The sequence below is a fragment of the Saccharopolyspora elongata genome, assembly GCF_004348985.1.
GTDB classification, from domain to species: Bacteria; Actinomycetota; Actinomycetes; order Mycobacteriales; family Pseudonocardiaceae; genus Saccharopolyspora; species Saccharopolyspora elongata.
Genome location: NZ_SMKW01000002.1, coordinates 1 through 24691, shown reverse-complemented (window position 1 = coordinate 24691; position 24691 = coordinate 1). Strand labels below are relative to the sequence as shown.

The 24691-nt window shown below is 71.2% G+C and carries 26 protein-coding genes; 11 read left to right on the top strand and 15 right to left on the bottom strand.

Going from position 1 to position 24691, the window contains the following annotated elements; genetic code table 11:
- The first annotated feature begins 20 nt into the window (after nucleotides 1–20).
- The 3 genes from E1288_RS01820 to E1288_RS01810 are packed head-to-tail and all read left to right on the top strand — an operon-like array spanning nucleotide 21 to nucleotide 1959.
- On the top strand, nucleotides 21–443 hold the full coding sequence (locus E1288_RS01820; protein WP_132479677.1) for a YbaB/EbfC family nucleoid-associated protein: 423 nt from the start codon (nucleotides 21–23) through the stop codon (nucleotides 441–443).
- Nucleotides 440–754, top strand: a complete 315-nt coding sequence (locus E1288_RS01815) for a type VII secretion target (RefSeq protein WP_132479674.1) — start codon at nucleotides 440–442, stop codon at nucleotides 752–754. The genes E1288_RS01820 and E1288_RS01815 overlap by 4 nt, the downstream gene beginning before the upstream one ends.
- Nucleotides 751–1959 carry a hypothetical protein gene (locus E1288_RS01810; RefSeq protein ID WP_132479671.1) on the top strand — a complete coding sequence of 403 codons (1209 nt, stop codon included), beginning with the start codon at nucleotides 751–753 and terminating at the stop codon, nucleotides 1957–1959. The genes E1288_RS01815 and E1288_RS01810 overlap by 4 nt, the downstream gene beginning before the upstream one ends.
- Before the next feature lie 55 nt (nucleotides 1960–2014).
- Here E1288_RS01810 and E1288_RS46695 read toward each other — a convergent pair whose 3' ends face one another.
- The 5 genes from E1288_RS46695 to E1288_RS01790 form a co-directional block, all read right to left on the bottom strand.
- Nucleotides 2015–2152, bottom strand: a complete 138-nt coding sequence (locus E1288_RS46695; RefSeq protein ID WP_165967940.1) for a hypothetical protein — start codon at nucleotides 2150–2152, stop codon at nucleotides 2015–2017.
- Between the two features lie 265 nt (nucleotides 2153–2417).
- Nucleotides 2418–3047 (bottom strand): response regulator, encoded by a 630-nt coding sequence (locus E1288_RS01805; protein WP_132479668.1) that lies wholly within the window; start codon nucleotides 3045–3047, stop codon nucleotides 2418–2420.
- A complete protein-coding gene (locus tag E1288_RS01800; protein WP_132479665.1) occupies nucleotides 3044–4201 on the bottom strand; it encodes a GAF domain-containing sensor histidine kinase in 1158 nt (385 codons plus the stop codon). Before E1288_RS01800 ends, E1288_RS01805 begins: the two co-directional genes overlap by 4 nt.
- A 217-nt stretch (nucleotides 4202–4418) precedes the next feature.
- Complete coding sequence (locus tag E1288_RS01795; protein ID WP_132479662.1) at nucleotides 4419–5045, bottom strand: nucleotidyltransferase domain-containing protein; 627 nt, start codon at nucleotides 5043–5045, stop codon at nucleotides 4419–4421.
- A 28-nt stretch (nucleotides 5046–5073) separates the two neighbouring features.
- Nucleotides 5074–6441 carry a Gfo/Idh/MocA family protein gene (locus E1288_RS01790; RefSeq protein ID WP_132479659.1) on the bottom strand — a complete coding sequence of 456 codons (1368 nt, stop codon included), beginning with the start codon at nucleotides 6439–6441 and terminating at the stop codon, nucleotides 5074–5076.
- Between the two features lie 181 nt (nucleotides 6442–6622).
- Here E1288_RS01790 and E1288_RS01785 point away from each other — a divergent pair, with 181 nt between their 5' ends.
- The 3 genes from E1288_RS01785 to E1288_RS01775 all read left to right on the top strand — a co-directional run bounded on the left by E1288_RS01785 (nucleotide 6623) and on the right by E1288_RS01775 (nucleotide 9858).
- Complete coding sequence (locus tag E1288_RS01785) at nucleotides 6623–7405, top strand: DeoR/GlpR family DNA-binding transcription regulator (RefSeq protein ID WP_132479656.1); 783 nt, start codon at nucleotides 6623–6625, stop codon at nucleotides 7403–7405.
- A 97-nt stretch (nucleotides 7406–7502) separates the two neighbouring features.
- The gene (locus E1288_RS01780; RefSeq protein ID WP_132479653.1) at nucleotides 7503–8384 is read left to right on the top strand and encodes an SIS domain-containing protein; all 882 of its coding nucleotides are present in this window, start codon (nucleotides 7503–7505) and stop codon (nucleotides 8382–8384) included.
- A gap of 85 nt (nucleotides 8385–8469) precedes the next feature.
- Complete coding sequence (locus E1288_RS01775) at nucleotides 8470–9858, top strand: sugar porter family MFS transporter (RefSeq protein WP_132479650.1); 1389 nt, start codon at nucleotides 8470–8472, stop codon at nucleotides 9856–9858.
- A 350-nt stretch (nucleotides 9859–10208) separates the two neighbouring features.
- Here E1288_RS01775 and E1288_RS01770 read toward each other — a convergent pair whose 3' ends face one another.
- Nucleotides 10209–10466 carry a cell division protein SepF gene (locus E1288_RS01770; protein WP_132479647.1) on the bottom strand — a complete coding sequence of 86 codons (258 nt, stop codon included), beginning with the start codon at nucleotides 10464–10466 and terminating at the stop codon, nucleotides 10209–10211.
- A 172-nt stretch (nucleotides 10467–10638) separates the two neighbouring features.
- On the opposite strand from E1288_RS01770, the gene E1288_RS01765 reads away from it, so the two are divergent.
- Both E1288_RS01765 and E1288_RS01760 read left to right on the top strand, forming a co-directional pair.
- Complete coding sequence (locus tag E1288_RS01765) at nucleotides 10639–12054, top strand: DHA2 family efflux MFS transporter permease subunit (RefSeq protein WP_132479644.1); 1416 nt, start codon at nucleotides 10639–10641, stop codon at nucleotides 12052–12054.
- 23 nt (nucleotides 12055–12077) lie between these two features.
- Nucleotides 12078–12896, top strand: coding sequence for an SDR family NAD(P)-dependent oxidoreductase (locus tag E1288_RS01760; protein ID WP_207954125.1), 819 nt, complete (start codon nucleotides 12078–12080; stop codon nucleotides 12894–12896).
- Nucleotides 12897–13056: 160 nt separating this feature from the next.
- Here E1288_RS01760 and E1288_RS01755 read toward each other — a convergent pair whose 3' ends face one another.
- The gene (locus E1288_RS01755) at nucleotides 13057–13365 is read right to left on the bottom strand and encodes a hypothetical protein (protein WP_132479638.1); all 309 of its coding nucleotides are present in this window, start codon (nucleotides 13363–13365) and stop codon (nucleotides 13057–13059) included.
- 213 nt (nucleotides 13366–13578) lie between these two features.
- Between E1288_RS01755 and E1288_RS01750 the strand changes: the two genes are divergently transcribed.
- On the top strand, nucleotides 13579–16338 hold the full coding sequence (locus E1288_RS01750; protein ID WP_132479635.1) for an ATP-binding protein: 2760 nt from the start codon (nucleotides 13579–13581) through the stop codon (nucleotides 16336–16338).
- Nucleotides 16339–16432: 94 nt separating this feature from the next.
- Here E1288_RS01750 and E1288_RS01745 read toward each other — a convergent pair whose 3' ends face one another.
- Nucleotides 16433–16864, bottom strand: coding sequence for a cupredoxin domain-containing protein (locus E1288_RS01745; RefSeq protein WP_235883272.1), 432 nt, complete (start codon nucleotides 16862–16864; stop codon nucleotides 16433–16435).
- A 490-nt stretch (nucleotides 16865–17354) separates the two neighbouring features.
- Here E1288_RS01745 and E1288_RS01740 point away from each other — a divergent pair, with 490 nt between their 5' ends.
- Nucleotides 17355–18638 (top strand): sensor domain-containing diguanylate cyclase, encoded by a 1284-nt coding sequence (locus tag E1288_RS01740; protein WP_132479632.1) that lies wholly within the window; start codon nucleotides 17355–17357, stop codon nucleotides 18636–18638.
- Between the two features lie 12 nt (nucleotides 18639–18650).
- Here E1288_RS01740 and E1288_RS01735 read toward each other — a convergent pair whose 3' ends face one another.
- Nucleotides 18651–19346: a hypothetical protein gene (locus tag E1288_RS01735; protein ID WP_132479629.1), complete on the bottom strand. Its 696-nt coding sequence runs from the start codon at nucleotides 19344–19346 to the stop codon at nucleotides 18651–18653.
- Between the two features lie 211 nt (nucleotides 19347–19557).
- Here E1288_RS01735 and E1288_RS01730 point away from each other — a divergent pair, with 211 nt between their 5' ends.
- Nucleotides 19558–19827: a DUF1876 domain-containing protein gene (locus E1288_RS01730; protein WP_165967939.1), complete on the top strand. Its 270-nt coding sequence runs from the start codon at nucleotides 19558–19560 to the stop codon at nucleotides 19825–19827.
- Between the two features lie 184 nt (nucleotides 19828–20011).
- On the opposite strand, the gene E1288_RS47830 is transcribed toward E1288_RS01730, so the two are convergent.
- The 6 genes from E1288_RS47830 to E1288_RS01700 form a co-directional block, all read right to left on the bottom strand.
- Nucleotides 20012–20680, bottom strand: a complete 669-nt coding sequence (locus tag E1288_RS47830) for a Scr1 family TA system antitoxin-like transcriptional regulator (RefSeq protein WP_207954124.1) — start codon at nucleotides 20678–20680, stop codon at nucleotides 20012–20014.
- A gap of 11 nt (nucleotides 20681–20691) precedes the next feature.
- Nucleotides 20692–21225, bottom strand: coding sequence for a 2,4'-dihydroxyacetophenone dioxygenase family protein (locus tag E1288_RS01720; RefSeq protein ID WP_132479624.1), 534 nt, complete (start codon nucleotides 21223–21225; stop codon nucleotides 20692–20694).
- Nucleotides 21226–21335: 110 nt separating this feature from the next.
- Complete coding sequence (locus tag E1288_RS01715) at nucleotides 21336–22670, bottom strand: MFS transporter (RefSeq protein ID WP_132479621.1); 1335 nt, start codon at nucleotides 22668–22670, stop codon at nucleotides 21336–21338.
- A gap of 95 nt (nucleotides 22671–22765) precedes the next feature.
- A complete protein-coding gene (locus E1288_RS01710; RefSeq protein ID WP_132479618.1) occupies nucleotides 22766–23143 on the bottom strand; it encodes a RidA family protein in 378 nt (125 codons plus the stop codon).
- Nucleotides 23144–23151: 8 nt separating this feature from the next.
- Nucleotides 23152–23847, bottom strand: a complete 696-nt coding sequence (locus E1288_RS01705) for a hypothetical protein (RefSeq protein WP_132479615.1) — start codon at nucleotides 23845–23847, stop codon at nucleotides 23152–23154.
- A 5-nt stretch (nucleotides 23848–23852) separates the two neighbouring features.
- Entirely contained in the window at nucleotides 23853–24632 is a 780-nt protein-coding gene (locus tag E1288_RS01700) for a dipeptidase (protein ID WP_268951783.1), read from the bottom strand.
- Between the last annotated feature and the right edge of the window lie 59 nt (nucleotides 24633–24691).

The window sequence follows — 24691 nt, the reverse complement described above, 5'->3', positions numbered from 1 at the left end:
ACGAAGTCGGAGGAAACACCGTGGATTCACCAGCGCAGTGGCTGGCTGACTACGACAAGAAGCTCACACGGGCGGCGGCGAACGCCCGCGCGGCCAGCGAAAGCCTGAGCCGGATGAGCGGCACGGCGTCTTCGCCGCGCGGCGAGGTCACCGTGCAGGTGGGGCCCAGCGGCGCGATGGAGGACATCCGGCTGACGCCGGCGGCTCGCGCGCTGGAGGCCGAGCAGCTCGCGCGGCTCATCCTGACCACCGCGCAGCAGGCGCAGCGCTCGGTCGGCGCTCAGGTGGTCGAGATCATGACCGACTACGTCGGCGACGGTCCCGCGCTGGACTTCGTGAAGCAGAACATGCCGCCGGCCGCCGGTGTCGACGCCTCGTCCGGCCCGCCGCCGCCGGACGACGACGACTACTTCTTCGCGAACCCGCAGGTGATCGTCCGATGAGCGCGCCAGGCGAATTCCAGGTCGATCCCGGGCAGATCCGGGAGCACGCCAAGACGGTCGCCGGCATCGCCGACGGGCTGTCCTCGGCCGCCGGGGGCCTGCCCGGCGCGCTGGCCGAGAACGCGCTCGGCTCGTTCGTGCAGTTCATCACGGCCGGGCTCAGCGGCGCCATGACCCAGGCCGGGGAGGCCATCGGGAGCGCCGCGTCCGCCATGGACGGGATGAGCTCGGCGCTGGTGCAGACCGCCAAGGGCTACGAGCGCTCCGACGACCGCAACGCCGGCTTGCTGTTCGGGAGGGACGCGCGATGACCGTGGAGCTCAACTTCTCGGCGAGCCCGGACCCGTCGAACGCCTCGCAGATCGTCGACGACCTGAAGTCGACCATCCAGGCCGTGCAGAACAAGGACTGGCAGACCGGTGACTTCGGCGGGGCCGGTGCCGGGCTGCAGGTCCTCGGCTCGGTGTCCGACCCGCTGTCGGCCCTGGCCGGTGCCGGCTTCGGCTTCCTTGCGGAATCGGTGTCGTTCCTGGCCGAACCGCTGCAGCAGCTGGCCGGCGACCCGAGCTCGATCGCCTCGGGCGCGGAGGGCTTCCAGAACGCCGGGCGAGCGGTCTCGACGATCGCCTCGGAGTACGGGCAGTCGACCGGGCCGGAGACCAGCGGCTGGTCGGGCGAGGCCGCGGCCGGATACCTGAAGACCGGCGCGGAGCTGGTGGACGGGATCAACGGGCTCGGCCAGGCGGGGGTCGCGCTGGCGGAAGCCGCGGCCGGCGCGGGCGAAGCGGTCGCGAAGACCCTCCAGGAGGTCACGACCCTCGTCAACGAGGCCGTCGGCAAGATCATCATGATCATGAACCAGGCGATCGCCGCGGCACAGGCGACCTTCGGGGCGAGCATCGCGGCCGCGATCCCGCAGGCCGTGCAGGTCGCCGTCGAGTACGGCGGCCGGATCATGGGGCACCTGCAGACCCTGCTCTCCAGCGCGCAGAACCTGATGAAGCACGTCGATTCGACGGCCAAGGCCGTGGCCTCGCTGACCGACAAGATCGTGCAGATCAGCGAGCTCGCCCAGCAGAGCACCGGCTCGCCGAGGAGCACGACGGCCCAGAGCACGCGGTCCGGGCTCTCCGGCCTGCCGTCGGGCTCGCCGATCCCGGGATCGGCGTACGAAGGATCGCCGTACTCGGCCGCGGCAGGCACGGCCGCGGCCGGCGCGACCTCGTCGCTCGCCGGCTCGCCTCGCCTGGCAGCGGCCGGTTACGCCACCGCCAATCCCGTGGGGGCCAACCCGGGTTCGTCCGGCTCGACCTACTCGGCCTCGGCCGGGGCGGGTTCCCAGAGCGGCTCGCCCTACATGGCGGCGGGCGGCCCGATGGCGCGTCCGGCGAACTCGTCCGAAGCGGCGACGACCCGGAAGAACCCGTACGAAGCGACTTGGCCGGACCCGGACTCGTCCGAAACGACCCAGTACGGCACGGGTCAGTACGGCGCGCCCCCGCCCGGCAACGCCTGAGCCCTGCCGATGAACGCCTGCACTCCCGGCTGCGCCCGGGGGTGCAGGCGTTTTTTCAGCCCACCGACACGGCCACGAACAGCAGTCCGATGGCGATGACCCCGGCGACGACGATGATCAGCAGGTTCGACTTCTTGTCCATGGCGATCACCTTCCAGGCCGGCACCGGGGACCCGACGCCGACCGTTCGCACCGGCAATCCCCTGACCTGCTCCTACGCCGGTTCCGGCGCGCGATCGAGCCGATGGGTGAGACGCAGAACGCACAGCCGACCCCCACACCTGTGGGGTTTCGCCCCCGAATCGGGGCTCCCGGCGAACCCCGTTCGGGTTGAGGTGACGTTTTCGCGCGAAAACGGCGTTCGCCAGGCGTGCGGGTGACGTTTTCGCGCGAAAACGGCGTCACTTCCGCCGGGACGCGACATGTACCGGCGTGTCAGGCGGGTGCTCGAACAGGAGCTACAGCAGGCCCGACTGGGCGGCCTTGGTTATCAGCTCGATCCGGTTGCGGGCGTTGAGCTTGCGCATCGCGTTCCGCAGGTAGCCGGTGACGGTGTGCCGGGTGAGGCCGAGCTGCTCGGCGATCTCCGGGTTGGTCCGTCCCGCGGCGGCGTGCCGGACCACGTCGTACTCGCGTTGCGTCAGCCCGGTGTCGTGCAGCCGGGCGCGCATCCGGGGCGCCGCCCGGGCGTCGACGCGCGGATCGAAGATCGCGACCCCACTCACCGCCTGGCGCACCGCCGCCACCAGGTCCGTCGCGCCGGCGTCCTTGAGCAGGCATCCGTCGACACCGGCGTCGAGCGTCGCCTGGAGCGCGGCGTGGTCGCGGTAGGCCGTGAACACCACGATCCGCGCGTCGGGCGCGGCCTGGCGCAGCGGTGCGACGAGTTCGCTCGCCACCGCGTCCGGCAACCGCAGGTCCAGCAGGACGACGTGCGGCCGGGCCCGGGCGACCAGCCGCACCGCCGAGGCGGCGTCCGGTGCGCCGCCGACCACGCGGATCGCCGGATCGTCGCGCAGCAGCAGGCGAACGCCGTCGAGCACCACCGGGTGGTCGTCGACGACGACGAGGCGGATGTCCTCGCTCACGTCAGCGGAACCCGGATGCGCACGGTCAGCCCACCGTCCTCGTTGGCCACCACCGACAGCGTGCCGCCGACCTCGCCGACCCGGTCGGCGGTGGCTCGCAGCCCAATGCCGTTGCCCTCCTGGCCCCGGCCGGGCCAGCCGCTGCCGTCGTCGGCGACCGAGATGGTGATCTCGTCGTCCAGCGCGATCGTGCTGATGAGCACGGAGCGGGCGTTGGCGTGCTTCTCCACGTTGAGCAGCGCTTCGCGGGCGGCCGCGAGCAGTACCCGGGCGCGGTGCGGCCCGCAGTCCGGCACCGCGCCGACCTCGACCGACTGGGCCGTCGTGCCGGTGCGGCGCTGGAACGCCGCGCAGTCCCGGGACAATGCCTCGGCGAGGCCGCCGCCCGGTTCGCCGTGGTCCAGGGCGTGCACCGAGTCGCGGAAGGCGGACGCGGTCTCCGCGAGCTGGTTCTCCAGCGACACCAACCGGTCCAGCAGTTCGCTGCTGCCGCCTTCGGCGTGCGTCCGCAGGTCGCGCAGCTCCGCGCCCATCCGGAACAGCCGCGCTCCCACCGAATCGTGCAGCTCCGAGGCGATCCGGCGGCGTTCGGCCGCGGCCGCCGCCTCGCGCTGGCGCCGCGCCGCCGACGCCGTCTGCAGCGCCAGTCCCCCGCTGTTGGCGACGTGCACCGCGGCGTCGAGCTGCCTGCCGCCGAAGTCGGTGATCTCGCGCATCGCCGCGTAGACCACGCCGTGCACCTTGCCCGCCCGGACCATCGGCACCGCCAGCATGGTCTTGATGCCGTCGGCGGAGATCGGCCCGTCGAAGTCGTGGGTGATCAGCTCCGACGCGCAGTAGTCGTCGACCCACACCGGCCGCAGCTCGGCGAAGCCCAGCCCGCCGAGCCCGAGGCCCATCGGAACGCGCAGGTCGTGCAGGCCGGTGGCGCAGGTGCCGTTCCACTGCCGCAGCACCAGTAGGCGGTCGGCCTCGACCGGCCCGGCCAGGCCGATGTGCGCGCCGCATTCCTCTCGCACCCGCTGCGCGAGCCCGCGCAGCGCGGCCGTGTCGTCGAGCAGGTGCAGCACCTGCGCGTGCTCGTCCAGCAGGTGCTCGAACCGAACGCCCTGTTCCGCCGCCCGCTCCACCTGCGCGCGGTGCCCTTGCGCCACCCGGCCCCCGAACTTCCGTCCACTGTGCTCGCAGCGCGAAAGCCGGCCGGGATTCCGCTGGCCGGCGGGAGGTTTCGCGCTCCGGCCACCCCGTGGGTGGCCGGAGCCCGATGCTACCCGGCGGCGTCCTGGCCCCGGCAGGACCGAGCCGTCGCGCGTCGATCACCGCAGGTCGAGGCTCGGCTCGCCCTGTGCGGCTCAGCGCCGGACCCGGGCGTCAGCCGGGATCGCGCGGGGCGTCGGCGGGGACGAGCGCGGGCAGCCACGGATGGGCTCCGCAGGTCGTCGCGATCGCGTCGGCGAGCCAGCGCCGCTGCGCCGCGTCGAGGCTCGGGAGCACCGCCGCGAAGTCGAACTCGTCCTTCGGGCGCGGGTTCGCCGCCTTGTAGAACAGCTGGATCTCGGGCGCCAGGAACGGGATCCCGTCCGCGGTCCGGCCGCCGATCTCGGCGATGGGCCGGCGGAGGTGCCGCGCTCGTCTCGACCCCCACTCGTCGCCGGCCGATTCGTCCAGCATCACCTGGATGCGCCAGGGCGAACTCGCGCTCCGCCGGCACCAGATGTCGTGCACGCCGGCGGGCAGCCGCTCGTCGCGGCGCCAGGGCCGAAGCGTTCCGGGCGGGTCCGCCGCCCACCACTCCCAGCCCGCCAGGGCCTGCTGGACGGCGAGCTGGTCGCGGCGTAGCAGCAGCACGTCGATGTCCCCGTGCTCGCGCAGCCTGCGCCCCGCTGCGAGTTCGACCGCGTACCCGCCGGCCACCCACCAGGGCGCGGGCTGCCGCGAGAAGAGGCGTTGCACCTCGGCCGGTCCAGCCGGGTCCCACGGCGCGAGTTCTGGTGCCACGCACCGATCCTCGCAAATGCCCTGAACGTCAGGGCTTGGCGGAATCGGTCCCGGGGTGCGGGGTGTCCCACCGGCCGCGGGTGAAGTCCGGGAAGTCGACCGCGGAGCTGCCGCCGGCGATCGACTCCGCGCTGAGCACGAACGGCGCGCTCCAGGTCGCCGAGTCGTAGACGTCGATGTCCGGCGGCAGCCCTAGGCGCATGGTCTGCGCGAGCCGGTAGAGCATCAGGTAGTCCATGCCGCCGTGCCCGCCCGGGCCCGGGCCGACGTCCTTCCACAGCCAGTGGTCGTGGCCCGCGTAGTCGTCCCAGCTGCCCCACTCGTGCGGATTTCCGGTCGGCTCCAGGTAGATCCGCGGCGGGTAGTCCTCGAACACGCCCTTGGTGCCCTGCAGCTGGTTGAGCCGGCTGTAGGGCCGGCCGTTGGACACGTCGTGCACGAGGTGGATGACGCGGCCCGCCTCGGTCTGGATCAGGCTCATGGTCGCGTCGCCCTTGACGTAGGGCTCCTGCCACGCCGGGTCGTCCGCGGGCAGGTGCTCCTGCCGGTAGGCGGCAAGCCCGAGCGCCGGGGTGCTCATGGAGGTGATCCGCGTCAGCCGGTCGCCGCGGTTGACGTCGAGGTACGCCGCGACCGGGCCGAGCCCGTGCGTCGGGTACAGGTCGCCGTTGACCTTGGTGTGCCACGCGCGGCGCCACTGCTTCGCGTAGTAGGTCTTGGAGAACAGCAGTTCCCGCAGGTCGTGGAGGTAGGCGCCGGCGCCGTAGAGCAGGTCGCCGAACATGCCGTCGTGCGCCATCCGCAGCACGCGCAGCTCGTTCTGCCCGTAGCAGCAGTTCTCCAGCTGGATGCAGTGCCGCCGGGTCTGCTCGGAGGTGTCGACGAGTTCCCACAGCTCGGCGGTGGTCACGCCGGCCGGGCATTCCACGCCGACGTGCTTGCCGTTGCGCATCGCCATGACCGCCATCGGCGTGTGCCATTCCCACGGGGTGGCGATGTAGACGAAGTCGACGTCGTCGCGGGCGCACAGGGCCTCGAAGTCGTGGTCCCCGCCGCCGTGCTTGGCCGGTTCCGGGCGCCCCGCGTCGACCACGGCCTTGGCCGCGCGGTTCACGGCGTCGGGGTTCGCGTCGCACAGCGCGGTGATCGCGACGCCTTCGAGCTCCAGGAACAGCGGCAGCATGCTCGCGCCGCGGTTGCCCAGGCCGATGATCCCGACGCGGACGGTGTCGAGCGGCTCGAAGGGCACGCCCATCATGGAATCTCCCTTGGCCGCGGGCCAGGCCTGCTGCGCTGCGGCGGATCCGGCCGCCAGGTCGGCGAGCCCGAGCCCGGCTCCGGCCACCGCACCGGTTCGCAGCAGGGTCCGCCGGGAAAGAGGAGTGCGGTCGACCATCGGTCTCCTCCTGCATGAAAGTGCGTGATGAAACAATGTTCCGCGCAGAATTGCACACATGCCCTCGAAGCAGTACCGACGCACGGGCGGTTCGGCGATGATCCGTTCGGCTGCCCCGAAGCGCCCGAGGCGCGACAGGCCTTGTAGTACTTTTCGTCGGGGCCGCGCGAAAGGAATGGCTGTGAACCGGCACGAACGGCTGAGCAAACTCCTGGACATCGTCGGCCGGCGCGAACGCGCCGACGTCGAGGAACTGGCCGCCGAGCTGGACGTTTCCGCCGCGACCATCCGCCGCGACCTCGACCACCTCGCGGACCAGCAGCTGCTCGCCCGCACCCGCGGCGGCGCGGTGGCCACCAACGTCGCCTACGACCTGCCGCTGCGGCACAAGGCCGCCCGGCACGCGCCGGAGAAGCAGCGGATCAGCGCGGCGGCGGCGCGACTGGTCCAGCCCGGCATGGTGATCGGGCTCAACGGCGGCACCACCACGACCGAGGTCGCGCGCTGCCTGGCCACCCGGCCGGACCTCAGCGAGCGCGGCGATCCGGGGCTGACCGTGGTCACCAACGCGTTGAACATCGCCAACGAGCTGGTGGTCCGGCCGCACATCAAGATCGTGGTCACCGGCGGCGTGGCCCGGCAGCAGTCCTTCGAGCTCACCGGGCCGCTGGCCACGCACATCCTGCAGGAGATCACCCTCGACCTGCTGTTCCTGGGCGTCGACGCGATCGACAGCGAGCTCGGCGCCTACGCGCACCACGAGGGCGAGGCGAGCATCAACCGGCTGATGGCTTCGCGCGCGGCGCGCGTCGTCGTGGTCGCCGACAGCTCGAAGCTGGGGCGCCGCGCGTTCGCGCAGATCTGCGCGGGCGACGCGATCGACACGCTGATCACCAACTCCGGTGTCGACGACGAGGTCCGGCAGGCCTTCGACGCCGCCGGGACCAGCGTCCTGGTCGCCTGACTGATCAATGATGCTCGAATAGAGCATTGATCAATCATTTTCACGCACTTAGCCTGATGACTGTTTCACTCGCCGACGCCCTTCGGAGGAGCGCGCGATGGCGCAGTCGTTCGTGCACGCCGAGATCACCAGCCAACCGGAGTGCTGGCGCCGGGCGGCCGTGCTGGCCGACTCGGTGCAGGAAGAGTTGCCGCGGGCCGGCGAGCTGGTCGCGGCGATCGGCTGCGGGACTTCGTGGTTCGTCGCGCAGTCCTTCGCGGCGCTCCGGGAGGCGTCCGGGCTGGGCGTGACCGACGCGTTCCCCGCGTCGGAGATGCCGGCCGGCCGCCGCTACGACCGGGTGCTGGCCATCACGCGCTCCGGCACGACGACGGAGGTCCGGCAGCTCCTGGCTTCGCTGCGCGGAAAAGTGCCCACCACGGTGCTCACGGCGACGCCCGACGCGGTGCGCGACGTCGCCGACGAGGTTGTGGACCTGTCGTTCTGCGACGAACGCTCGGTGGTGCAAACCCGTTTCGCCACCAGCACTCTCGCATTGTTGCGCACGCATCTCGGGCAATCCCTGGCCGGCGCCGCCGACCAAGCAGAGGCCGTGCTCCGCGAGCGGCTGCCGAACCTGTTGGAGGCGAACCAGTTCACGTTCCTCGGCACGGGCTGGACAGTCGGGCTCGCGCACGAGGCGGCGCTGAAGTTCCGCGAGGCGACGGGGATCTGGGCCGAGTCCTATCCGGCGCTGGAGTACCGGCACGGGCCGATCAGCATCGCCGAACCGGGGCGCGTGACGTGGCTGCTCGGCGCGGCGCTGACGGACCTGGAAGCCGACGTGCGGCGCACCGGCGCGACGTTCGTCCGGCACGCCATCGACCCGATGGCCGACCTGGTCCGCGCCCAGTTGCTCGCCGTCCGGCTCGCGCGGCGCCGCGGCCTCGACCCGGACGCGCCGCGGCACCTCAGCCGCTCCGTCGTGCTCGACCGCTGACGGAGGTCCCTGGTTCGCGGCCCGGCGTCGTCGACCCCGCAAGCACCTGGACGTCCACCAACCTCACCGCACCAAGGAGGGTGCCATGTCCGGAGCCTCCCCCTCGCTGGGCGCCGCCTCGGCAACGGCCCGGCGGATCGCGATCGCCGCCGCGACCATCGGCGTCATCTACGGCTACGACATCGGCAACGTCTCCGGCGCGCTGCTGTTCATCACCGAGGAGATGCGCCTGTCCCCCGCGCTGCAGGGCAGCGTGACCACGGTGCTGGTGGCGGGCAACATCGTCGGCGCGCTGCTCGCCGGGAAGCTGGCCACCGCGATCGGCCGGAAGCCGACGATGATCGTCGTGGTGCTCGGCTACGCGGTGTTCGCCGCCTGGTCCGGGCTGGTCTCCGACATCCTCTGGCTCGACGTCGCGCGGTTCTTCCTCGGCGTCAGCATCGGGTTGTCGCTGGTGGTGGCGCCGATCTTCCTCGCCGAATCCGCGCCGGCGGCGATCCGCGGCGCGCTGGTCGTCGGCTACCAGGTCGCCACCGTGGCCGGCATCCTCGCCGCCTACCTGGTCGACTGGAGCCTGGCCGCGTCGGGGAACTGGCGGCTGATGCTCGCGCTGTCCGCGATCCCGTCCGTGCTGGTGGTCTTCCTGCTCGTGCGGCTGCCCGACACCGCGCGCTGGTACGTGCTCAAGGGCCGGCACGACGAGGCGCGCCGGACCCTGCGGCTGGTCGACCCGAGCGCCGACGTCGAGCGGGAGCTCGCCGAGATCCGCGCCGACATCTCGGCCCGGCACGGCGGCCGGTTCGGCGAGATGTTCCGCCGCCCCTACTCCGGCGCGACGATGTTCGTGCTGGTCCTCGGCTTCCTCGTGCAGATCACCGGGATCAACGCGATCACCTACTACAGCCCGATGATCTTCAAGCAGATGGGTTTCCAGGGCAACGCCACCGTGCTCGGGCTGCCCGCGATGGTGCAGGCGGCGGCGCTGCTGGCGACCATCGGATCGCTGTTCGTCGTGGACCGCGCCGGGCGGCGCCCGATCCTGCTCGGCGGCATCGCGGCGATGATGGCCGCCGGGGTCGCGATGATCCTGGTGTTCGCCACCGGATCGCTGGGCGGTGGCGGATCGTGGTGGGGTTTCGCGGCGATCCTGGTGTTCACCGCCGGATTCAACTTCGGTTTCGGTTCGCTGGTCTGGGTGTTCGCCTCGGAGAGCTTCCCCGCGCGGCTGCGCGCCTTCGGCGCGTCGCTGATGCTGACCGCGGACCTGGTGGCGAACCTGATCGTCGCCCAGTTCTTCCTGCCGCTGATGGACGGCCTCGGCGGCGCCACCACGTTCGCCATCTTCGTGCTGCTCGCGGCGATCGCCTGGGCGTTCGTGTTCCGCTTCGCCCCCGAGACCAAGGGCCAGCCCCTGGAGAGCATCCGCGCCTACTGGGAGAACGGCGCCCGCTGGCCCGCCGACCATCGCGGGTGAGCTCACCCCGCCCAGCACCTCTACTCCGTGCGCTTTTTTGTTGCTGTAGCAGGCTTTTTTGATGTGGCGGCGCGGCGGCGTGGCAGATCGGCTGGCGGCTTCGAAGTGGTGAGGCGAACGGACCGTTCACCTCACCTACCGAGGCAAACAGGCCGTTCACTCCACACCAGCCAATCCCCGCCGACGCCGGACGACTGCAGCGAACGGACCGTTCACCTCACCTACCGAGGCAAACAGGCCGTTGACTCCACACCAGCCAACGACGGCTCACCACTGCGCCAACGGGTTCAGAAGCAGCCGCTGTAGCAGCACAAAGCGCGCACGGGTTTTCCTGCCCGGCCGATTCCCGGTCAGGACGGGGCTTTCGCCGGTTCCGGCTGGGCGTCCTCGGCTGACACCCCCGGCGGCGTCAGCAGGAAGACCCGCGGCGCGACCCGGTCCATGGAGCCGCCGCGCCCGACGACCATGCCCGCGGCGAAGTCGACGAGCCGCACCGCTTCCGCCTTGGGCAGGCTCGTCAGGTCCATCACCACCGGCACGCCCTTGCGGAAGTAATCACCGACGTCGTAGGCGTCGCCGTAGTTCTGCGGGTGCAGCGTCTTGACCACGTCACCAGTCTCGTCGGCCGGGCGGCAAAGTCAACTGGAAGCCGGATGAGCCGCCACGTCCCACCTCGCGGGAACCCGCGCCCGGATCGCAGCCACCCCCGTTGCACATGTACTCATGTGATCGCTAAATTGAACTCACTAGTTCAATGTTAGATACCACCTGGGAACGGACATGGCTGCTCGCTCAGAACCACTGGATTCCGCGCTCCGCAAGTTGCTGGTCACCATGACCCTCGGCGCGTTCCTGGCCCTGCTGGACACGACCATGACCGGCGTCGGAATCGACACGCTGGTCCGCGAATTCGGCTCGACGCTGGCCGCGATCCAGTGGGTGACCACCGCCTACCTGCTCGCCGTCTCGGTCACCGCGCCGCTGTCCGGCTGGGCGATCGACCGGTTCGGCGCCCGCCGCACCTGGCTCGCCGGGCTGTCGGTCTTCGTGCTCGGATCGGTCGCCTCCTGCCTGGCCTGGGACGCGCCGAGCCTGATCGCGACGCGGCTGCTGACCGGCCTCGGCGGCGGCCTGCTCGAACCGGTCATGCTCGCCACGCTCGCCGGCGCGGCCGGCCAGCAGCGCGTCGGCCGGGTGCTCGGCCTCGCCGCGGCCCCGATGACGATGGGACCGGTGATCGGCCCCGTCCTCGGCGGCCTGCTGCTGCAGGCGCTTCCCTGGCAGTGGATCTTCCTGGTCAAGGTCCCGGTCGGGGCGCTGGCGATCGTGCTCGCCGTTCGCCTGATGCCGGCCGACGACGCGACCACCGGCCAAGCGGCCAAGCGCCTGGACGTCCTCGGCGTGCTGCTACTGCCGCCCGGCTTCGCCGCGCTGATGTACTCGCTGGCGAACGCCGTCGAGGGCGTCACGGTCCCGGTGCTGATCGCCGGCGCCCTCGGCGCCCTGCTCATCGCCGGCTACGCCGCCCACGCGCTGACCACCCGGCGCGAACCGCTGATCGACCTGCGGCTGTTCCGCAGCGGCGGTTTCGCCGCCAGCGTGTCCGTGCTCTTCCTGATCGGCGCGATCATGTTCGGGACGGTCTTCCTGCTCCCGCTGCACTTCCAGCAGGTCGGCGGGCAGGGCGTGATGGCGGCGGGCCTGCTGCTCGCCCCGTTCGGGCTCGGCGCCGTCGTCGCGCAACCGACGGCCGGGAGGCTCTCCGACCGGACCGGGGCCCGCGTGCCGGCCACGGCCGGCGGCCTGCTCCTCATCCCGGGATTCCTGCCGTACGCGCTCGGATCCAACGGCGTCGTCGCCACGCTCGGGCTGGTCGTCGTCGGGTTCGGGCTCGGCGTCGTCGCGTCCGCGACCATGGGTTCGGTCTACCGGACCGTGCCGCCCGCCTCGGCCTCCCGCGCGACCGGAGCGCTGTTCATCGTGCACCAGATCGGCGGTGCCCTCGGGATCACGCTGCTGACCCTGGTGCTGCAGAGCGCGACGGTCTCCGCGCCGCCGGAAGCGGCGTTCCGCACGACCTTCTGGTGGCTGGTGGGCGCCGGCGTGGTCATCTCCGCCGCGGCCAGGATCCTGCCCGGACGCCCCGCACCGACCGCCCCGACGACCGAAACCGCACCCGTCGCCGGACACGCGTGACCAACCATCCCATGGAGACGACCTTGACCAGGACATTCGTGATCACCGGCGGCACGGACGGAATCGGTGCCGCCGTGGCACGTGCGCTGTACTCCCGCGGCGACCACGCCGGGGTGATCGGCACCGACCCGAGCAAGGGCGACCGCCTGCTCCGCGAGGCGGCCGATTCGCCCGGAACGGCCTCGTTCGCGCGGGCGGATCTCAGCTCGGTGGCCGAGAACCGGCGGATCATCCGCGAACTGACCGAAAAGCACCCGGAGCTCGACGGGCTCGTGCTGTGCGCGCGCTTCTTCCAGACGCGCCGGAAGGTGACGCCGGAAGGGTTCGAGCACAACTTCGCGCTCTTCTACCTGAGCCGGTTCCTGTTGAGCCACGGCATGATCGGCGCGCTGGCGAAGGGCGACCGCCCGGTCATCATCAACGTCGCCGGCCCCGGCCAGGACATCCCGATCGACTGGGCCGATCTGCAGAACGAGAACTACGACGGCGTGCGGGCGATGTTCGCGACGGGGCGCTACAACGACCTGCTCGGCGTCGACTTCGCGCGGCGCCACGGCGACGGGCCCGTGCGGTACGTGCTGTTCCAGCCGGGACCGACGTCGACGAGCTTCGCCGGCGAGTTCGACGCGCCGACGGCCCGGTTCGTCGAACAGCAGAAGGCCACCGCGAAACCGGCGACCGAAGTGGTGCCACCGATCGCCGGGCTCCTCGACGCCCCGCCCGCCGAACCGCTCAGCGCGTTCGGCACGCACGCCAGGATCGGCATCCGGGACGACCTGTTCTCCCCCGCCGCGGCGGCCCGCCTCGCAGCCATCACGGAGCAGCTGCTCGGATCCGGGTGACGCCGCCCCGCGGCACGCCCGGCCGAATGCGCTCCCCCACGGCGGCGGCGCACCTGTTCGGCCGGGCGACCCGGACCACTTGCCGTGCTCCCCGCGTTCGGCGCTGCTGTTGGTGCGCCGAAACGCGGTCACCGGTGGATCGATCTGTGAGTAGCCGAGGTCACCTGACGGGCGCCACCGGTAGCGTGGTTTGCCCGGCGACGCCTGAGTTGCTGCTGCTTCCGCTGCTGCTCCGGCTGCTGGTGCTGCCTTCACTGCTTTCGGTCTCGCCGTTGGCGTTGTTCCCCTTGCTCTTCTTGTCCTTGTTGTTGTCCTTCTCGGCGTGGAAGTGCCCCGCTGTCGAGGCCGGGCGCTCCGCCGCTACGACGCTCGACGCGCCGCTCGCGGCAGCCGTTCCGACATCGGCAACTCCCAGTGCCAAAGGCGCGACCAAAGCTAGACCGGCCAACGCCCCAACCGCTGTGCGCATGGAGATTTCCCCTGGTTCCGTTACTTTAGTCCCTAGCCCGTACTTCTCCGCCGTGTTCGCGGCTTCGAAACCCCCGGACACCACCGAGTTTTCTCCGGCCGCGCACCGAATGCGCCAGTGGAACACCCGGGCCCGCTCCCTGGCCGCGCCCGCTTTTCCGCGGGTGTCCGCCGGAGTTGCCCATCGAGGGGTCGCCGCCCCTACCATCGGAATATGGCTATTTCCGGCCGTGCTGGGGCCGGGCTGCGTGGCCGGGACCGCGAGTGCGAGTTGCTGGATCGCATGCTGGCGAGAGTCCGGACGGGGCAGAGTTCCGCGCTGGTGCTCCGCGGCGAGCCCGGTGCCGGCAAGACGGCGTTGCTGGACTACGTCCGAGAGCGCGCGTCGGGTTGTCGCCTCGCCCACGTCGTGGGCGTGGAGTCCGAAATGGAGCTCGCCTTCGCCGGTCTGCACCAGTTGTGCGCGCCGATGCTCGACCGCCTGGACCGGCTCCCGGAGCCGCAGCGGGACGCGCTGCGCGTCGCGTTCGGCCTGCACGAAGGCGGCGTCCCGGATCGCTTCATGGTGGGTCTGGCCGTCCTGACGCTGCTTTCGGAAGCCGCCGCGGAGCGGCCACTGGTCTGCCTCGTCGACGACGCGCAGTGGCTCGACCGGGCCTCGGTTCAGGCCATGTCGTTCGCGGCGCGCCGCCTGCTGGCCGAACCGGTCGCGGTGGTGTTCGCCGTGCGCGAGCCCAACGACGACCACGACCTGGCGGACCTCCCGGAGCTCTCCGTCAACGGCCTCGGTTCCGCCGACGCCGCCCAGCTGCTGGCCTCGGTGATGCACGGGCGGCTCGACGAGCAGGTGCGGGACCGGATCATCGCGGAAACCCGCGGAAACCCGCTGGCGCTGCTGGAGTTGCCGCGCGTGTTCACCCCGGCCGAGCTCGCCGGCGGGTTCGGGCTGCCCAACCCCGGACCCGTTTCGGGCTGCCTCGAACAGTGCTTCACCCGCCGGATCCGGGCGGTGCCCGGCGATACCCAGCGGTTGCTGCTGACCGCTGCGGCCGACCCGTCGGGCGACGCCGGCCTGCTCTGGCGGGCCGTCGCCGGGCTCGGGCTGTCGGCCGCTGCGGCCGGCCCGGCCGAGGCCGCCGGATTGATCGAGATCGGCGGCCGGGTGCGGTTCCGGCATCCGCTGGTGCGCTCCGTGGTCTACCGGACGGCGTCGCCGGACGAGCGCCAGCGGGTGCATCGCGCGCTGGGCGAGGCCACCGACCCGGAGGTGGATCCCGATCGGCGCGCGTGGCACCGCGCCCGCGCGGCCCGCGGCTCGGACGAGGTGGTGGCCGGCGAACTGGAACGGTCGGCCGACCGGGCGCACTGCCGGGGCGGGATCGCGGCGGCGGCCGCCTTCCTCGCGAAAGCGACCGAGCTGACGCCCGATCCGGCGCGCCGGGGTGCGCGCGCCCTGGCGGCCGCCCAGCAGAAGCTGGATGCCGGGGCGCCCGATGCCTCGCTGGGACTGCTGGCCATCGCCGAAGCAGCACCGCTCGACGAGCTCCAGCACGCCAGGGCCGACCTGTTGCGCGCCGAGATCGCGCTCGCGGTGAACCGGGGCCGCGACGCCCCACCGCTGCTGCTGCGAGCCGCCGAACGCCTCGAACCGCTCGATGTCGCGCTGTCGCGCGAAACGTACCTCGAAGCGCTCGAAGCGGCGATCTTCACGGGTCGCGTCGGCAACTGCAACGAGGCGCTGCGGGCGACCGAAGCCGCCCGGCGCGCACCGCAGCGGCCGATCGACCTCCTGCTGGACGGGCTGGCGGCGCGGTTCACCGACGGCTTCGCCTCCGGCGTTCCGACGCTCCAGCGCGCGGTGCGGGCGTTCCGCCGCAGCGGCACGGCCGGGACCGACGACGCCCGCTGGATCGGGCTGGCCTGCCGCGTCGCGACCGACCTGGGCGACGACGAGGCGTGGCGCGAGCTCGCCGCCCGCGGCCTCCGCCGGGCGCGCGACACGGGCGCGCTCACCACGCTCGCCACCGCGCTCAGCTACCGCGCCGGGGAGCACGTGCACGCCGGCGAGCTCGACGTGGCGTCGGAAATGCTCGACGAGGCCGATGCGATCGCCCAGACGTCCGGCAACGCGCCACACCGGTACGCCGAGATGACGCTCGCCGCGACCCGCGGCCGCGAAGCCCAGGCGCTGGAGCTGATCGAGACCAGCACGCGGGATGCGGACGCCCGGGGCGAGGGACGGGCGATCACGATGGCCGACTACGCGACCGCAGTGCTGGACAACGGCCTCGGCAAGTACGAGACGGCGGCGGCCGCCGCCGAGCGGGCCTGCCGGAACGACCAGCTGAGCGTCTACTGGTGGGCGCTGGGCGAACTGGTCGAGGCGGGCGTGCGAAGCGGCCGGCGCGAGGTCGCCGAGGACGCCTTCCGGCGGCTCCACGAGCGAACGAGAGCTTGCGGCACGAACTGGGCTTCCGGGATCGAGGCTCGCTCGCTGGCGCTGCTGAGCACGGGTGAGGAGGCCGAGAAGCTCTACCGCGAGGCCGTCGAGCGGCTGGCCCGCAGCCGCGCCGCCGTGCACCTCGCCAGGACCCACCTCCTGCACGGCGAGTGGCTGCGCCGGGAGAACCGGCGCCTGGAGGCGCGCGAACAGCTGCGCACCGCGCACGAGATGTTCGGCCGCATCGGCACCGAGGCGTTCGCCGAACGCGCCCGCCGGGAACTCCTGGCCACCGGCGAAACCGTGCACCGGGCCACGCCGCAGACGCTGGTCGTGCTCACCGCCCAGGAGGCGCAGATCGCCCGGCTGGCCCGCGATGGTCACACCAACCCGGAGATCGGCGCCCAACTTTTCCTCAGCCCGCGCACCGTGGAATGGCACCTGCGCAAGGTGTTCACCAAGCTCGCCATCGGTTCGCGCCGGGAACTCCGCCGGGTCCTCTCCAGCGCCGCTCTAGCGGATTCGCGCACTTAGGTCGTGTTTTTGAGGTTCCGCCACCCGCACCAATTTCAAACGCTCTCTAGCGGCGGTCGGCCCGGGTCCGCTGCGGAACCCGGGCCGTGCCGGTTCATCCGACGTAGACGTCCAGCTGCATCCCCATCTGCCGGTGGTTGCCGACCGGGCACCAGAAGTCGTAGAGCCCGCGACGCAGATCCACGGTGAGGTCGGCGGCCTGGCCCGACTGCACCACCGGCGTGCTCGCGTTCGCGACGCCGGGGCCGCTGATCTCCAGGGCGTGCGGCATGCGCCCCTCGTTGATGGCCCGGAACGTGTAGCGCCCCGGCTGCAGGAAGGCCGGCTGCAACAGCTTGTAGTCGACCATCTTGACGATCACCAGGTGCGATCCGCCGCCCCCCGGCCCGGCCGGCGCCGGCGGTGCCGCGGCGGCCGACGCACTGGTGCAGACGGTCGCCACCAGTGCGAGCACACCGAGCAGCACGCTCAGCAGCACTCCCCTCGTTCTTCCGGTTTTCCTGCTGATGACCCTGTTTGCGCCCATTTCGATCAGCATTGCCGACCCCCACGAGAAATTCGGCACCGGACCGGGAATTGCGCTAGCATTCGGAAAACCATTACCGGCCCGGCTGTTTCGACGGTGCAAGCCCGTCAAGCGTAAATCCGCGGGCCGTCCGGTTGGTGGCGGAAGTTCCGGGCGGGGCCGCTGTTGCCGGTCTTGCGATGAAAAATCCGCGAGTGCGCATCGGCTCGGGCGTGAATTTAGGTATGGAAGTCGGTAATTCCAACGCCGCCGGGTCCGCGGTTCTCGCGCAAGGTGGACGGCATCGTTCCCGTCCCCCGACGTTCGAGGCCGGTATGCCCCGCTCCGCTCGTCCCCTACAGGCCAACCGAATCACCCCGTTCCCCGGACCGCCAGGCATCGGACGCCCCCTCGGCGGCCCGGGGAGCGGAGGTGCCCCCGAGTTCGCCGGGTACGCGCGCAGCTGCCGTCCAGAAGCCGCACACCGGCAGCCCTCCTCCCCGGAAGCCTGATGCGAACCACCCCCGATCAAGAACCGACCGAGCAATGGCTGCCGCTGCTCGACAGCGCCACTACCCCGATGGCGCTGCTCGACGCGAGCGGCCGCTGCGTGCACGCCAACGACGCGCTCTGCCGCGCGCTCGGATACGACCGGGCCGGCCTCGTCGGATACCCGCTCGACGGCTTCACCGCGGATGAGGTCGATCTGCGAAGCACCACTGGACCAGGAACGGCCGAACGGCGATTCAGGCGTTCCGACGGCGGCACCGTGCGGATGCTCCAATGCACATCGCCGATCCACGGCGGCGGAAGCGAGCCGGGGCTCTTCCTCTCGCAGTTCCACGAGATCGAGGACCGCCCGGAGACCGGCCCCCTGTGGAGCCGCGTGTTCGCCAACGCCCCCACCGGCATGGCGCTGCTGGACCACGACGGCCGCTGGACCGACGTCAACGAGGCGTGGTGCGAGCTCCTCGGGTACAGCAGGCGCGAAATGCTCGAAATGCACAGCTCCGACGTCACCTACGCGCAGGACCACGATCATGCCGCGGCGGCGCTGGCGGACCTGGCGGCGGGCCGGCTGACCACGGTCAGCCGGAAGAAGCGCTACCGGCACAAGAACGGCCATCCGATCTGGGTGCTGATCCGGACCAGCGTGGTCCCCGGCGCCGACGACCGCCCGGCGTACCTGGTCAGCCAGTGCGAGGAGCTCGGCGAGCGCGGCTCCTCCGACGTCCACCTCGCCCACCTGGCGCTGCACGACCCGCTGACCGGGCTAGCCAACCGCGCCCTGCTCGACGACCGCCTGGCACACGTCCTCGCGGACCTCGACCGGCACGGCGGCGTGGTCGCGGTGCTCGTCGCCGACCTCGACGAGCTGAAGCCCGTCAACGACACCTACGGGCACGCCGCAGGCGACCGGCTCCTCATGACCGCCGCCGACGAACTGCTCAACGCGGCGGGCCCGGCCGACACCGTGTGCCGGATCGGCGGCGACGAATTCGCCGTCGTCAGCCGGGTTCCCGATGTCCGGGCCGCCGCGGAGTTCCGCGACCGCGTCGCCCGGCGCCTCCGGGCCGAATGCGACACGCCGCACGGCCTCCTGCGGATCCGGGCCAGCGTCGGGCTGGCCACCACGACCGACCCGGCGACCCGTCCAAACGCGCTCCTGCACGAAGCCGACCGGGACATGTACCGGCGCAAGCACGACATGCGCGCGGTCACGGAGACGACCGCGTACTGCCCGCACTGCCAGGCCAGGAACGAGCCGCCCACCCGGCCCCGGGTGGGTGGCTGACGCGTTCGGCGGTCAGTGCGCGAACGCCGTGCCCGGCACCTCGACGCGGTCGACCTCCGGCCGGTACAGCATCAGCACCGCGGCGTCACCGATCCACACCGCGAACACGATGCCGGTGACCATGGCCGCGATCGTGACGAACGGACCGGACGCGTAGAAGGCCGTGACCCCGGCGATCAGCCCGATCGCGGCCACCGCGAACCCGAACCAGCCGACCCAGGGCCCGAGCACCTCTCGGCGCACCATCGCGGCGCCGGTGGTCGCGGCGAACAGCGCGACCAGCAGCCCGAGCGGCCCGAGCGCGAGCCGGTGCAGCTCGGAGAGCACGAACACCGCCGACCCGCTCGCGGTCGAGATGTCCCGGCTCATCGACGCCAGAGCGGTCACCGGGAGCATGCTCAGCATCGTCATCGTCGACAGCACCACCCCTGCGGCGAACACGACCGGCGAGAACGCCTCCGCGCCGCCTTCGGCGCGCTGCAACAGGTGCCTCAGGTGCCCGACGAACCACAAGAACACCACCGCCGCCAGCGTCGCCAGCAGCGCGGCCAGCACCACCGTGGCCCGATTCCCGGCGACGTAGAAGAAGGTCAGGACCGGCTCGTCCCCGGTCGGGGCGGTCGGGTTGAGGAACAAGCTGGCCAGCAGCAACACCGCCGCCACCAGACCGCTCGCCGCCCCCGCGCGCTCCCATGCCCGCTCGTTCATCGCAGCCTCCTCCGCTCGGATTCCGCAAGCCACCGGGTTACCCCGACAATGACGTGAACCCAACACGACGCACCCCGGCCACCAGGCCGGGAAAAACCGGCACGACGTTCCGCGACGACGGCGGCGATGCACGACCCGCGAAGCGGTGCCAATGGGCTCTGGCATCCCGCGCGAAGGCTCCGCGATGCTGCGGTGTTGGAGGCGAACAGCAATGGCCGCGACGAAGCACTGGACGGTCGACGTCTACCTCGACGAGGACATCGACCACACACACGCCGAAGCGCGCCTGCGAGTACCGGCGGCCGGGGAACTCCACGGCAAGGGCGCGGCACGGCGAAACCCGCAAGACCGCAGCGTGCCGGAGATCGGCGACGAACTAGCGGCGGCGCGAGCGCTGTTCGACCTGGCCCGCCGCCTGCTGAGAACGGCGGAAGACGAAGTCGAGCGGATGACGGGCCACCCCGCCCACCTCCACACCTGAGCCCGCAGAACCACGGCGATCTCGTCCGATGCCACAACGGGAGACGACAACGGCGCCGGAAAGACACGTTCGTGCGGGTTTGGCGGTGTCGGCTACGACCATGCGGTATGGACGTGCGAAACCTGTTGTGGTTTCGGCATTTCCCACCACGGAACGGCTGACGCGACGTGCTTCGACCAGGACGTCACCCTTCGGCCTGATGCCGGTACTCGACGGCGAGCTTCCGCAAGATGGCCCGCGCCTCGTCACCTTCACACGCGACTTGCCACAGCCGGTCCATGAGCCGGTGGTAGATGGCGACCTGCTCGGGGTCCTCGATGGTGAGCTCGGCCGAGACCTGCTCCACCTGCACCACGTCGTCGAGCATGGTGAAACCATTCATCGTGATGTTGGGCAGGCGCCGGAAATCCGGCAGCACACCGAACTTCAGCCCGGGAATGTCCACAGCCGACATGAGACGGTCGAGCTGGCCCAGCATCGCATCCGGTGCCGCTACCGGGTGCCTGAGCGCGTGCTGCGAGACGATGACCTCGATATCTTTGCCCTGGTAGAGAACTTGCTGTCGCTGCATCCGGACCCGGACGGAATCCGGGCCAGCACCGCGGCCGTCGCTTGTGGATCGATGGTCACCTCCCCCGTGCCCGGCGGGCGGGCGTCCACATCGGACACCCGGATGTCGCACGCCGGCGGCGGCTCCCGCGGCGATGAACATCGCGGTCTGCAGGCCCCAGGCGTCCGACGCCCACCCGGCGACCAGCGGCCCGAGGAACCCGCCGCACAGCTCGCCGACGCCCATGACCAGCCCCAGCGCCGTCGCCAGCGCCCCGGTGGGTAACGGCGGGCCGGGTTTCATCGCGGGACCCGTCAGCGGAACAGTGAGTTGACGTAGTCCGCCCCGATGCCCACGGCGTCGTAGTGCTTGCGCACCAGGTCGATGTAGTCGTGCACGTCGAAGTAGCCGACGGTGTTGCCGTTCTCGTCGAGCCAGATCAACGGGCCCTTGACGATGAACAGCGCCTTCATCGGCTCCTCGCTCTCGTAGGCGACGAGCGTGTGCCCCTCCCCCGGCGCCTCGTAGACGAAGTCACCGGCCGAGGCCGTCCACGGGCGCTCCAGGTAGCCCCACTTCCCGGAGACCGTGTAGGCGAACACCTCGTGCGGGTGGTAGTGGCGGTTGACCAGGCCCGCCCGCTTGGCGCGCAGGATGTCCGACCACGAGTTATCCTTCACGTTGATCCACAGCGGCCGGGACCCGACGGTGTCGGAGAACGGCGCGTAGTAGCGGTCGTCGTCGGTGGCGACCTGCGACAGGTACACCTCGGGCTGCGCGTCGGGCTTGAACGAGTTCTCGATCGGCTTGAGGTCCTTCCAGAACTCCGTGGTGGGTTCGTCGGGCATGTCCGCTCCACAAGGTCGGCGCTGGGTTACCCGGGCAGTGAACCGCCCCCGGCAGCACCCGGTCTTCCCGCTCGCGGACATGCCCTTGCCCGATCCGGACATCGGCCGCGTCAGCGCTGCAGCGCCCCGGCGACGTCGAGGTCCACGCCCTTGGTCTCCGGCGCCATGAACACCCCGATCACGGCGCCGACCAGCGCGATGCCGGTGGCGATCCACATCGTCGCGCCGATGCCGAGGTTGGCCAGCGCCCACGGCGTCGCGAAGGTGCCCACGGCCGCGCCGATCCGGCTGATCCCCGTGCACAGCCCGACCGCCGTCGCGCGGACCTCGGTCGGGAACAGCTCGTTCGGGTAGATCCACTCGAGGATCGAGGGCCCGCCGTTGAACACGGCGTAGACGGCGAAGGCGATGGCGACCGCCCAGAGCCCGGATTCCGGGAACGCGGCCAGGTACGCCAGGCCCAGGGCGGACACCGCGAAACCACCGATCAGCACCGGCCGGCGCCCCATCCGGTCGACCAGCAGGAGGGCCACCACGTTGCCCACCAGGAAGAAGAAGTTGATGACGCCGGACCCGAGGTTCGCCGCGTTCCCGCTGTCGAGGTGGAACAGCTGGAGGATCTGCGGGCCGAAGGCGTAGATCGCGAAGAGGGTGACCGTCGTGGCCGTCCAGAAGACCGAGATGAACACGACGCGCCCGAGGTATCCCTTCCGCAGCAACGCGCGCATCGAGACCGGCTGCGGCTTGTCCTCGACGTCGGCGAGGGTGGCGCCGGGCCCGAGCGCCTTGTGCAGCACCGCGCGCGCCTCCGCGTAGCGCTGCTTGCTGACCAGCCATCTCGGCGACTCCGGGATGCTGGCCCGCGCCAGCAGGATCACGGCCGCCGGGATCGCCGACGACAGCAGCATCCACCGCCACCCGTCGTCCATCGCGAGCAGGGCGTAGCCCACGAACGCCGCGACCGTCGCCCCGACGAACCACATGGCGTTGAGCCCGCCGAGCAGCTTGCCGCGCCAGTCCCGGGGCACGAACTCGGCCACGAGCGTCGTCGCGATCGGGTAGTCGGCGCCGACGGCGATGCCGATGAGCAGGCGGAGCACGAACAGCTCGACGTCGTTGGTCACGAAGAACTGCAGCACCGAACAGACGATGATCACCGCCAGGTCCAGCGTGTACATCAGCTTGCGGCCGATCCGGTCGGTGATCGGCCCGAAGACCATGCCGCCGAGGAAGATCCCGATCAGCGCGGACGAGCCGATCAACCCCGACCACAGTGGACTCATCTGCCACTGCGGCTCGATCTGGACCATCGCGATGCCGATGATGCTGAGGATGTACCCGTCGAGGAAGGGCCCGCCCGAGGAGAACAGGGCCAGCCGCTTGTGGAAGCCGCTCAGCTTCGCGTCGTCCAGCGACACCCCTCTGGTGGTGGCATGAGCAGACATCGGCTCTCCGTTCGTTGGAAGTGGTCGGGTTGCGCCGCATCCGGGCATGCCGCACCGGCCGCCGAATGCGGGTCGTTCTCGGAAAAGGGGAATCCTCAGCGGTCGGCGACCGCGGCGATCGCGTCGATCTCGATCCTCGTGCGGCCACGGAAGCGCGCCACCTCGACGGTCGTGCGGGGCGGGAGCCGGAGTCCGGCGAAGCGCTTCAGGTAGGCGTCGTTGTACGCGTCGAACTCGTCGAGGTCGGCCAGGAACACCGTCATCTTCAGCAAGGAATGGAGCCCGCCGCCGGCCGGTTCGAGGACGCGTTGGAGGTTGTCGAGCGCGAGCTCGACCTTGTCGGCCATGTCCTCGGGCGTGCTCCCGTCCTCCGCCCGGGGAAGTTGACCGCACGCGTAGATCACGCCCTGGTGGACCGCCGCGGCGGCGTAGGGGCGCTCGGCTCCGTCGGGATGGGGGTGCAGCGTTGTCATTCTCGTCCTCACTTCGCCGGTTCCGCGATGAGGAAGCCCTGGGAAGCGCGGTGCGCCGCCGCCCAGTCGCCCGCCTCGACGCGGCGTCCGTTGTTGATCGCGTCCACGCGGTTGCGCTCGCGCTGGTCCGTCGTGGAGATGACCGGCCACCGGAGTCCCGCCCGTTCGCCGCCGCGCACGCTCGAGACGTAGAGGCCGCCGGACATGACCGCCCCGGCCGGGAGGTGGTGATCGAGCTCCGCGGGGTCGGCTGCTCGGGCGCAACCGTCGGCGGTGCAGACAACAACGGCGGTCGCCGCTCCGCCGCCGTCGAATTCGGCGAGCACCGCCGTTGCGCCGACCCGCTCGACGAGTTCCAGTGCGAGGCAGACGAATGCCTGCTGGAAGCCAAGCCCCCGGACGAACACGCCGGCTCGCTGCTCCCGGTGCACTCGCGCCGCTACCAGGTCGAATGCCGAGACACCGAGCCGCAACGGCCCGCGGCGCGGATCGGCATCGACGACCAGCACGCCGTCCTGGACGGCTGCGGTCGCGGCCGCCGAGCCCGCCCCGCCGTCGATCTCCTGCCGCAGGGCCGCGAGACCGCCCCACCCCTGGACCTCGGCCCGCAGCACGAGGTCCGCCACGGCGGCGGCCTCCCCTGCGGACGTGCCCGCAGCGCGCATGGCGCGGAGGGCCACTTCCCGCACTTCGCGCGTGCTCACCCGGATCATCGGTCCGACTCCGGGACGAGGACGTCGGCGAACAGCCGCATCCAGTTCTCGCCGAGCACGCCCCGGACCGCCTTCTCGTCCAGCCCCGCGTCGAACAGGCCCTCGGCGAGCACCGGGAAGTCGGCGGGCCCCGAGAACCACTCCGGCCACTCGGGCCATTTCGGCACGACCGGATTGGCTTCCGGCGGCTGCCAGCGCCCGTTGCGCAGCCACGCCACGAACTCCTCGGACCAGTTCTGCGTGCAGTCGCTGCCGACGGCGACGTGCTCCGGGCCGATCTCGTCCACCAGCCGCGCGACCATGGCGCAGAACTGATCGCGGGTGGTGCGCTCGCCGCCGATCACGTTCGGGTACAGGCAGCAGCCGATCACGCCGCCCCGGTCGGCGAGCGCCCGGATCACCTCGGCCGGCTTGTTCCTGGGGTTGTCGAAGAACCACCCCGGGTTCGAGTGCGTGATCGACACCGGCACCGCGGACGCGTCGATGGCGTCCAGGCAGGTCCGGTCGCCGACGTGAGACAGGTCGACCATCATGCCGACCCGGTTCATCTCGGCCACGACGTGCCGACCGAACCTCGTCAGGCCCGAGTCGTGCGGGTCGTAGCAGGCGCCGCCGACCAGGTTCTGGATGTTGTAGGTCAGCTGCGCGACCTGCACCCCCAGCCTGCGGAAGACCTCCACGAGCCGGAAGTCGTCGCCGAACGGCGAGGTGTGTCGGGTAGGACCCTGACCTCTCGGCGCAGAGTCCCCCCTCAGAACCGGGCGTGCGACTTTCACCGCACCCGGCTCAAGCAGGCCCAAATGGCTACGCAATTTCCTGCATCTCCTTGTAGTCG

Coding starts and splice junctions, on each gene's coding strand:
- E1288_RS01815 (WP_132479674.1), top strand. CDS start 440: ATGAGCGCGCCAGGCGAATTCCAGGTCGATCCCGGGCAGATCCGGGAG.
- E1288_RS01810 (WP_132479671.1), top strand. CDS start 751: ATGACCGTGGAGCTCAACTTCTCGGCGAGCCCGGACCCGTCGAACGCC.
- E1288_RS01790 (WP_132479659.1), bottom strand. CDS start 6,441: ATGGTCGACCGCACTCCTCTTTCCCGGCGGACCCTGCTGCGAACCGGT.
- E1288_RS01780 (WP_132479653.1), top strand. CDS start 7,503: ATGGCGCAGTCGTTCGTGCACGCCGAGATCACCAGCCAACCGGAGTGC.
- E1288_RS01775 (WP_132479650.1), top strand. CDS start 8,470: ATGTCCGGAGCCTCCCCCTCGCTGGGCGCCGCCTCGGCAACGGCCCGG.
- E1288_RS01765 (WP_132479644.1), top strand. CDS start 10,639: ATGGCTGCTCGCTCAGAACCACTGGATTCCGCGCTCCGCAAGTTGCTG.
- E1288_RS01755 (WP_132479638.1), bottom strand. CDS start 13,365: ATGCGCACAGCGGTTGGGGCGTTGGCCGGTCTAGCTTTGGTCGCGCCT.
- E1288_RS01750 (WP_132479635.1), top strand. CDS start 13,579: ATGGCTATTTCCGGCCGTGCTGGGGCCGGGCTGCGTGGCCGGGACCGC.
- E1288_RS01745 (WP_235883272.1), bottom strand. CDS start 16,864: ATGGGCGCAAACAGGGTCATCAGCAGGAAAACCGGAAGAACGAGGGGA.
- E1288_RS01740 (WP_132479632.1), top strand. CDS start 17,355: ATGCGAACCACCCCCGATCAAGAACCGACCGAGCAATGGCTGCCGCTG.
- E1288_RS01735 (WP_132479629.1), bottom strand. CDS start 19,346: ATGAACGAGCGGGCATGGGAGCGCGCGGGGGCGGCGAGCGGTCTGGTG.
- E1288_RS01730 (WP_165967939.1), top strand. CDS start 19,558: ATGGCCGCGACGAAGCACTGGACGGTCGACGTCTACCTCGACGAGGAC.
- E1288_RS47830 (WP_207954124.1), bottom strand. CDS start 20,680: ATGAAACCCGGCCCGCCGTTACCCACCGGGGCGCTGGCGACGGCGCTG.
- E1288_RS01720 (WP_132479624.1), bottom strand. CDS start 21,225: ATGCCCGACGAACCCACCACGGAGTTCTGGAAGGACCTCAAGCCGATC.
- E1288_RS01715 (WP_132479621.1), bottom strand. CDS start 22,670: ATGTCTGCTCATGCCACCACCAGAGGGGTGTCGCTGGACGACGCGAAG.
- E1288_RS01710 (WP_132479618.1), bottom strand. CDS start 23,143: ATGACAACGCTGCACCCCCATCCCGACGGAGCCGAGCGCCCCTACGCC.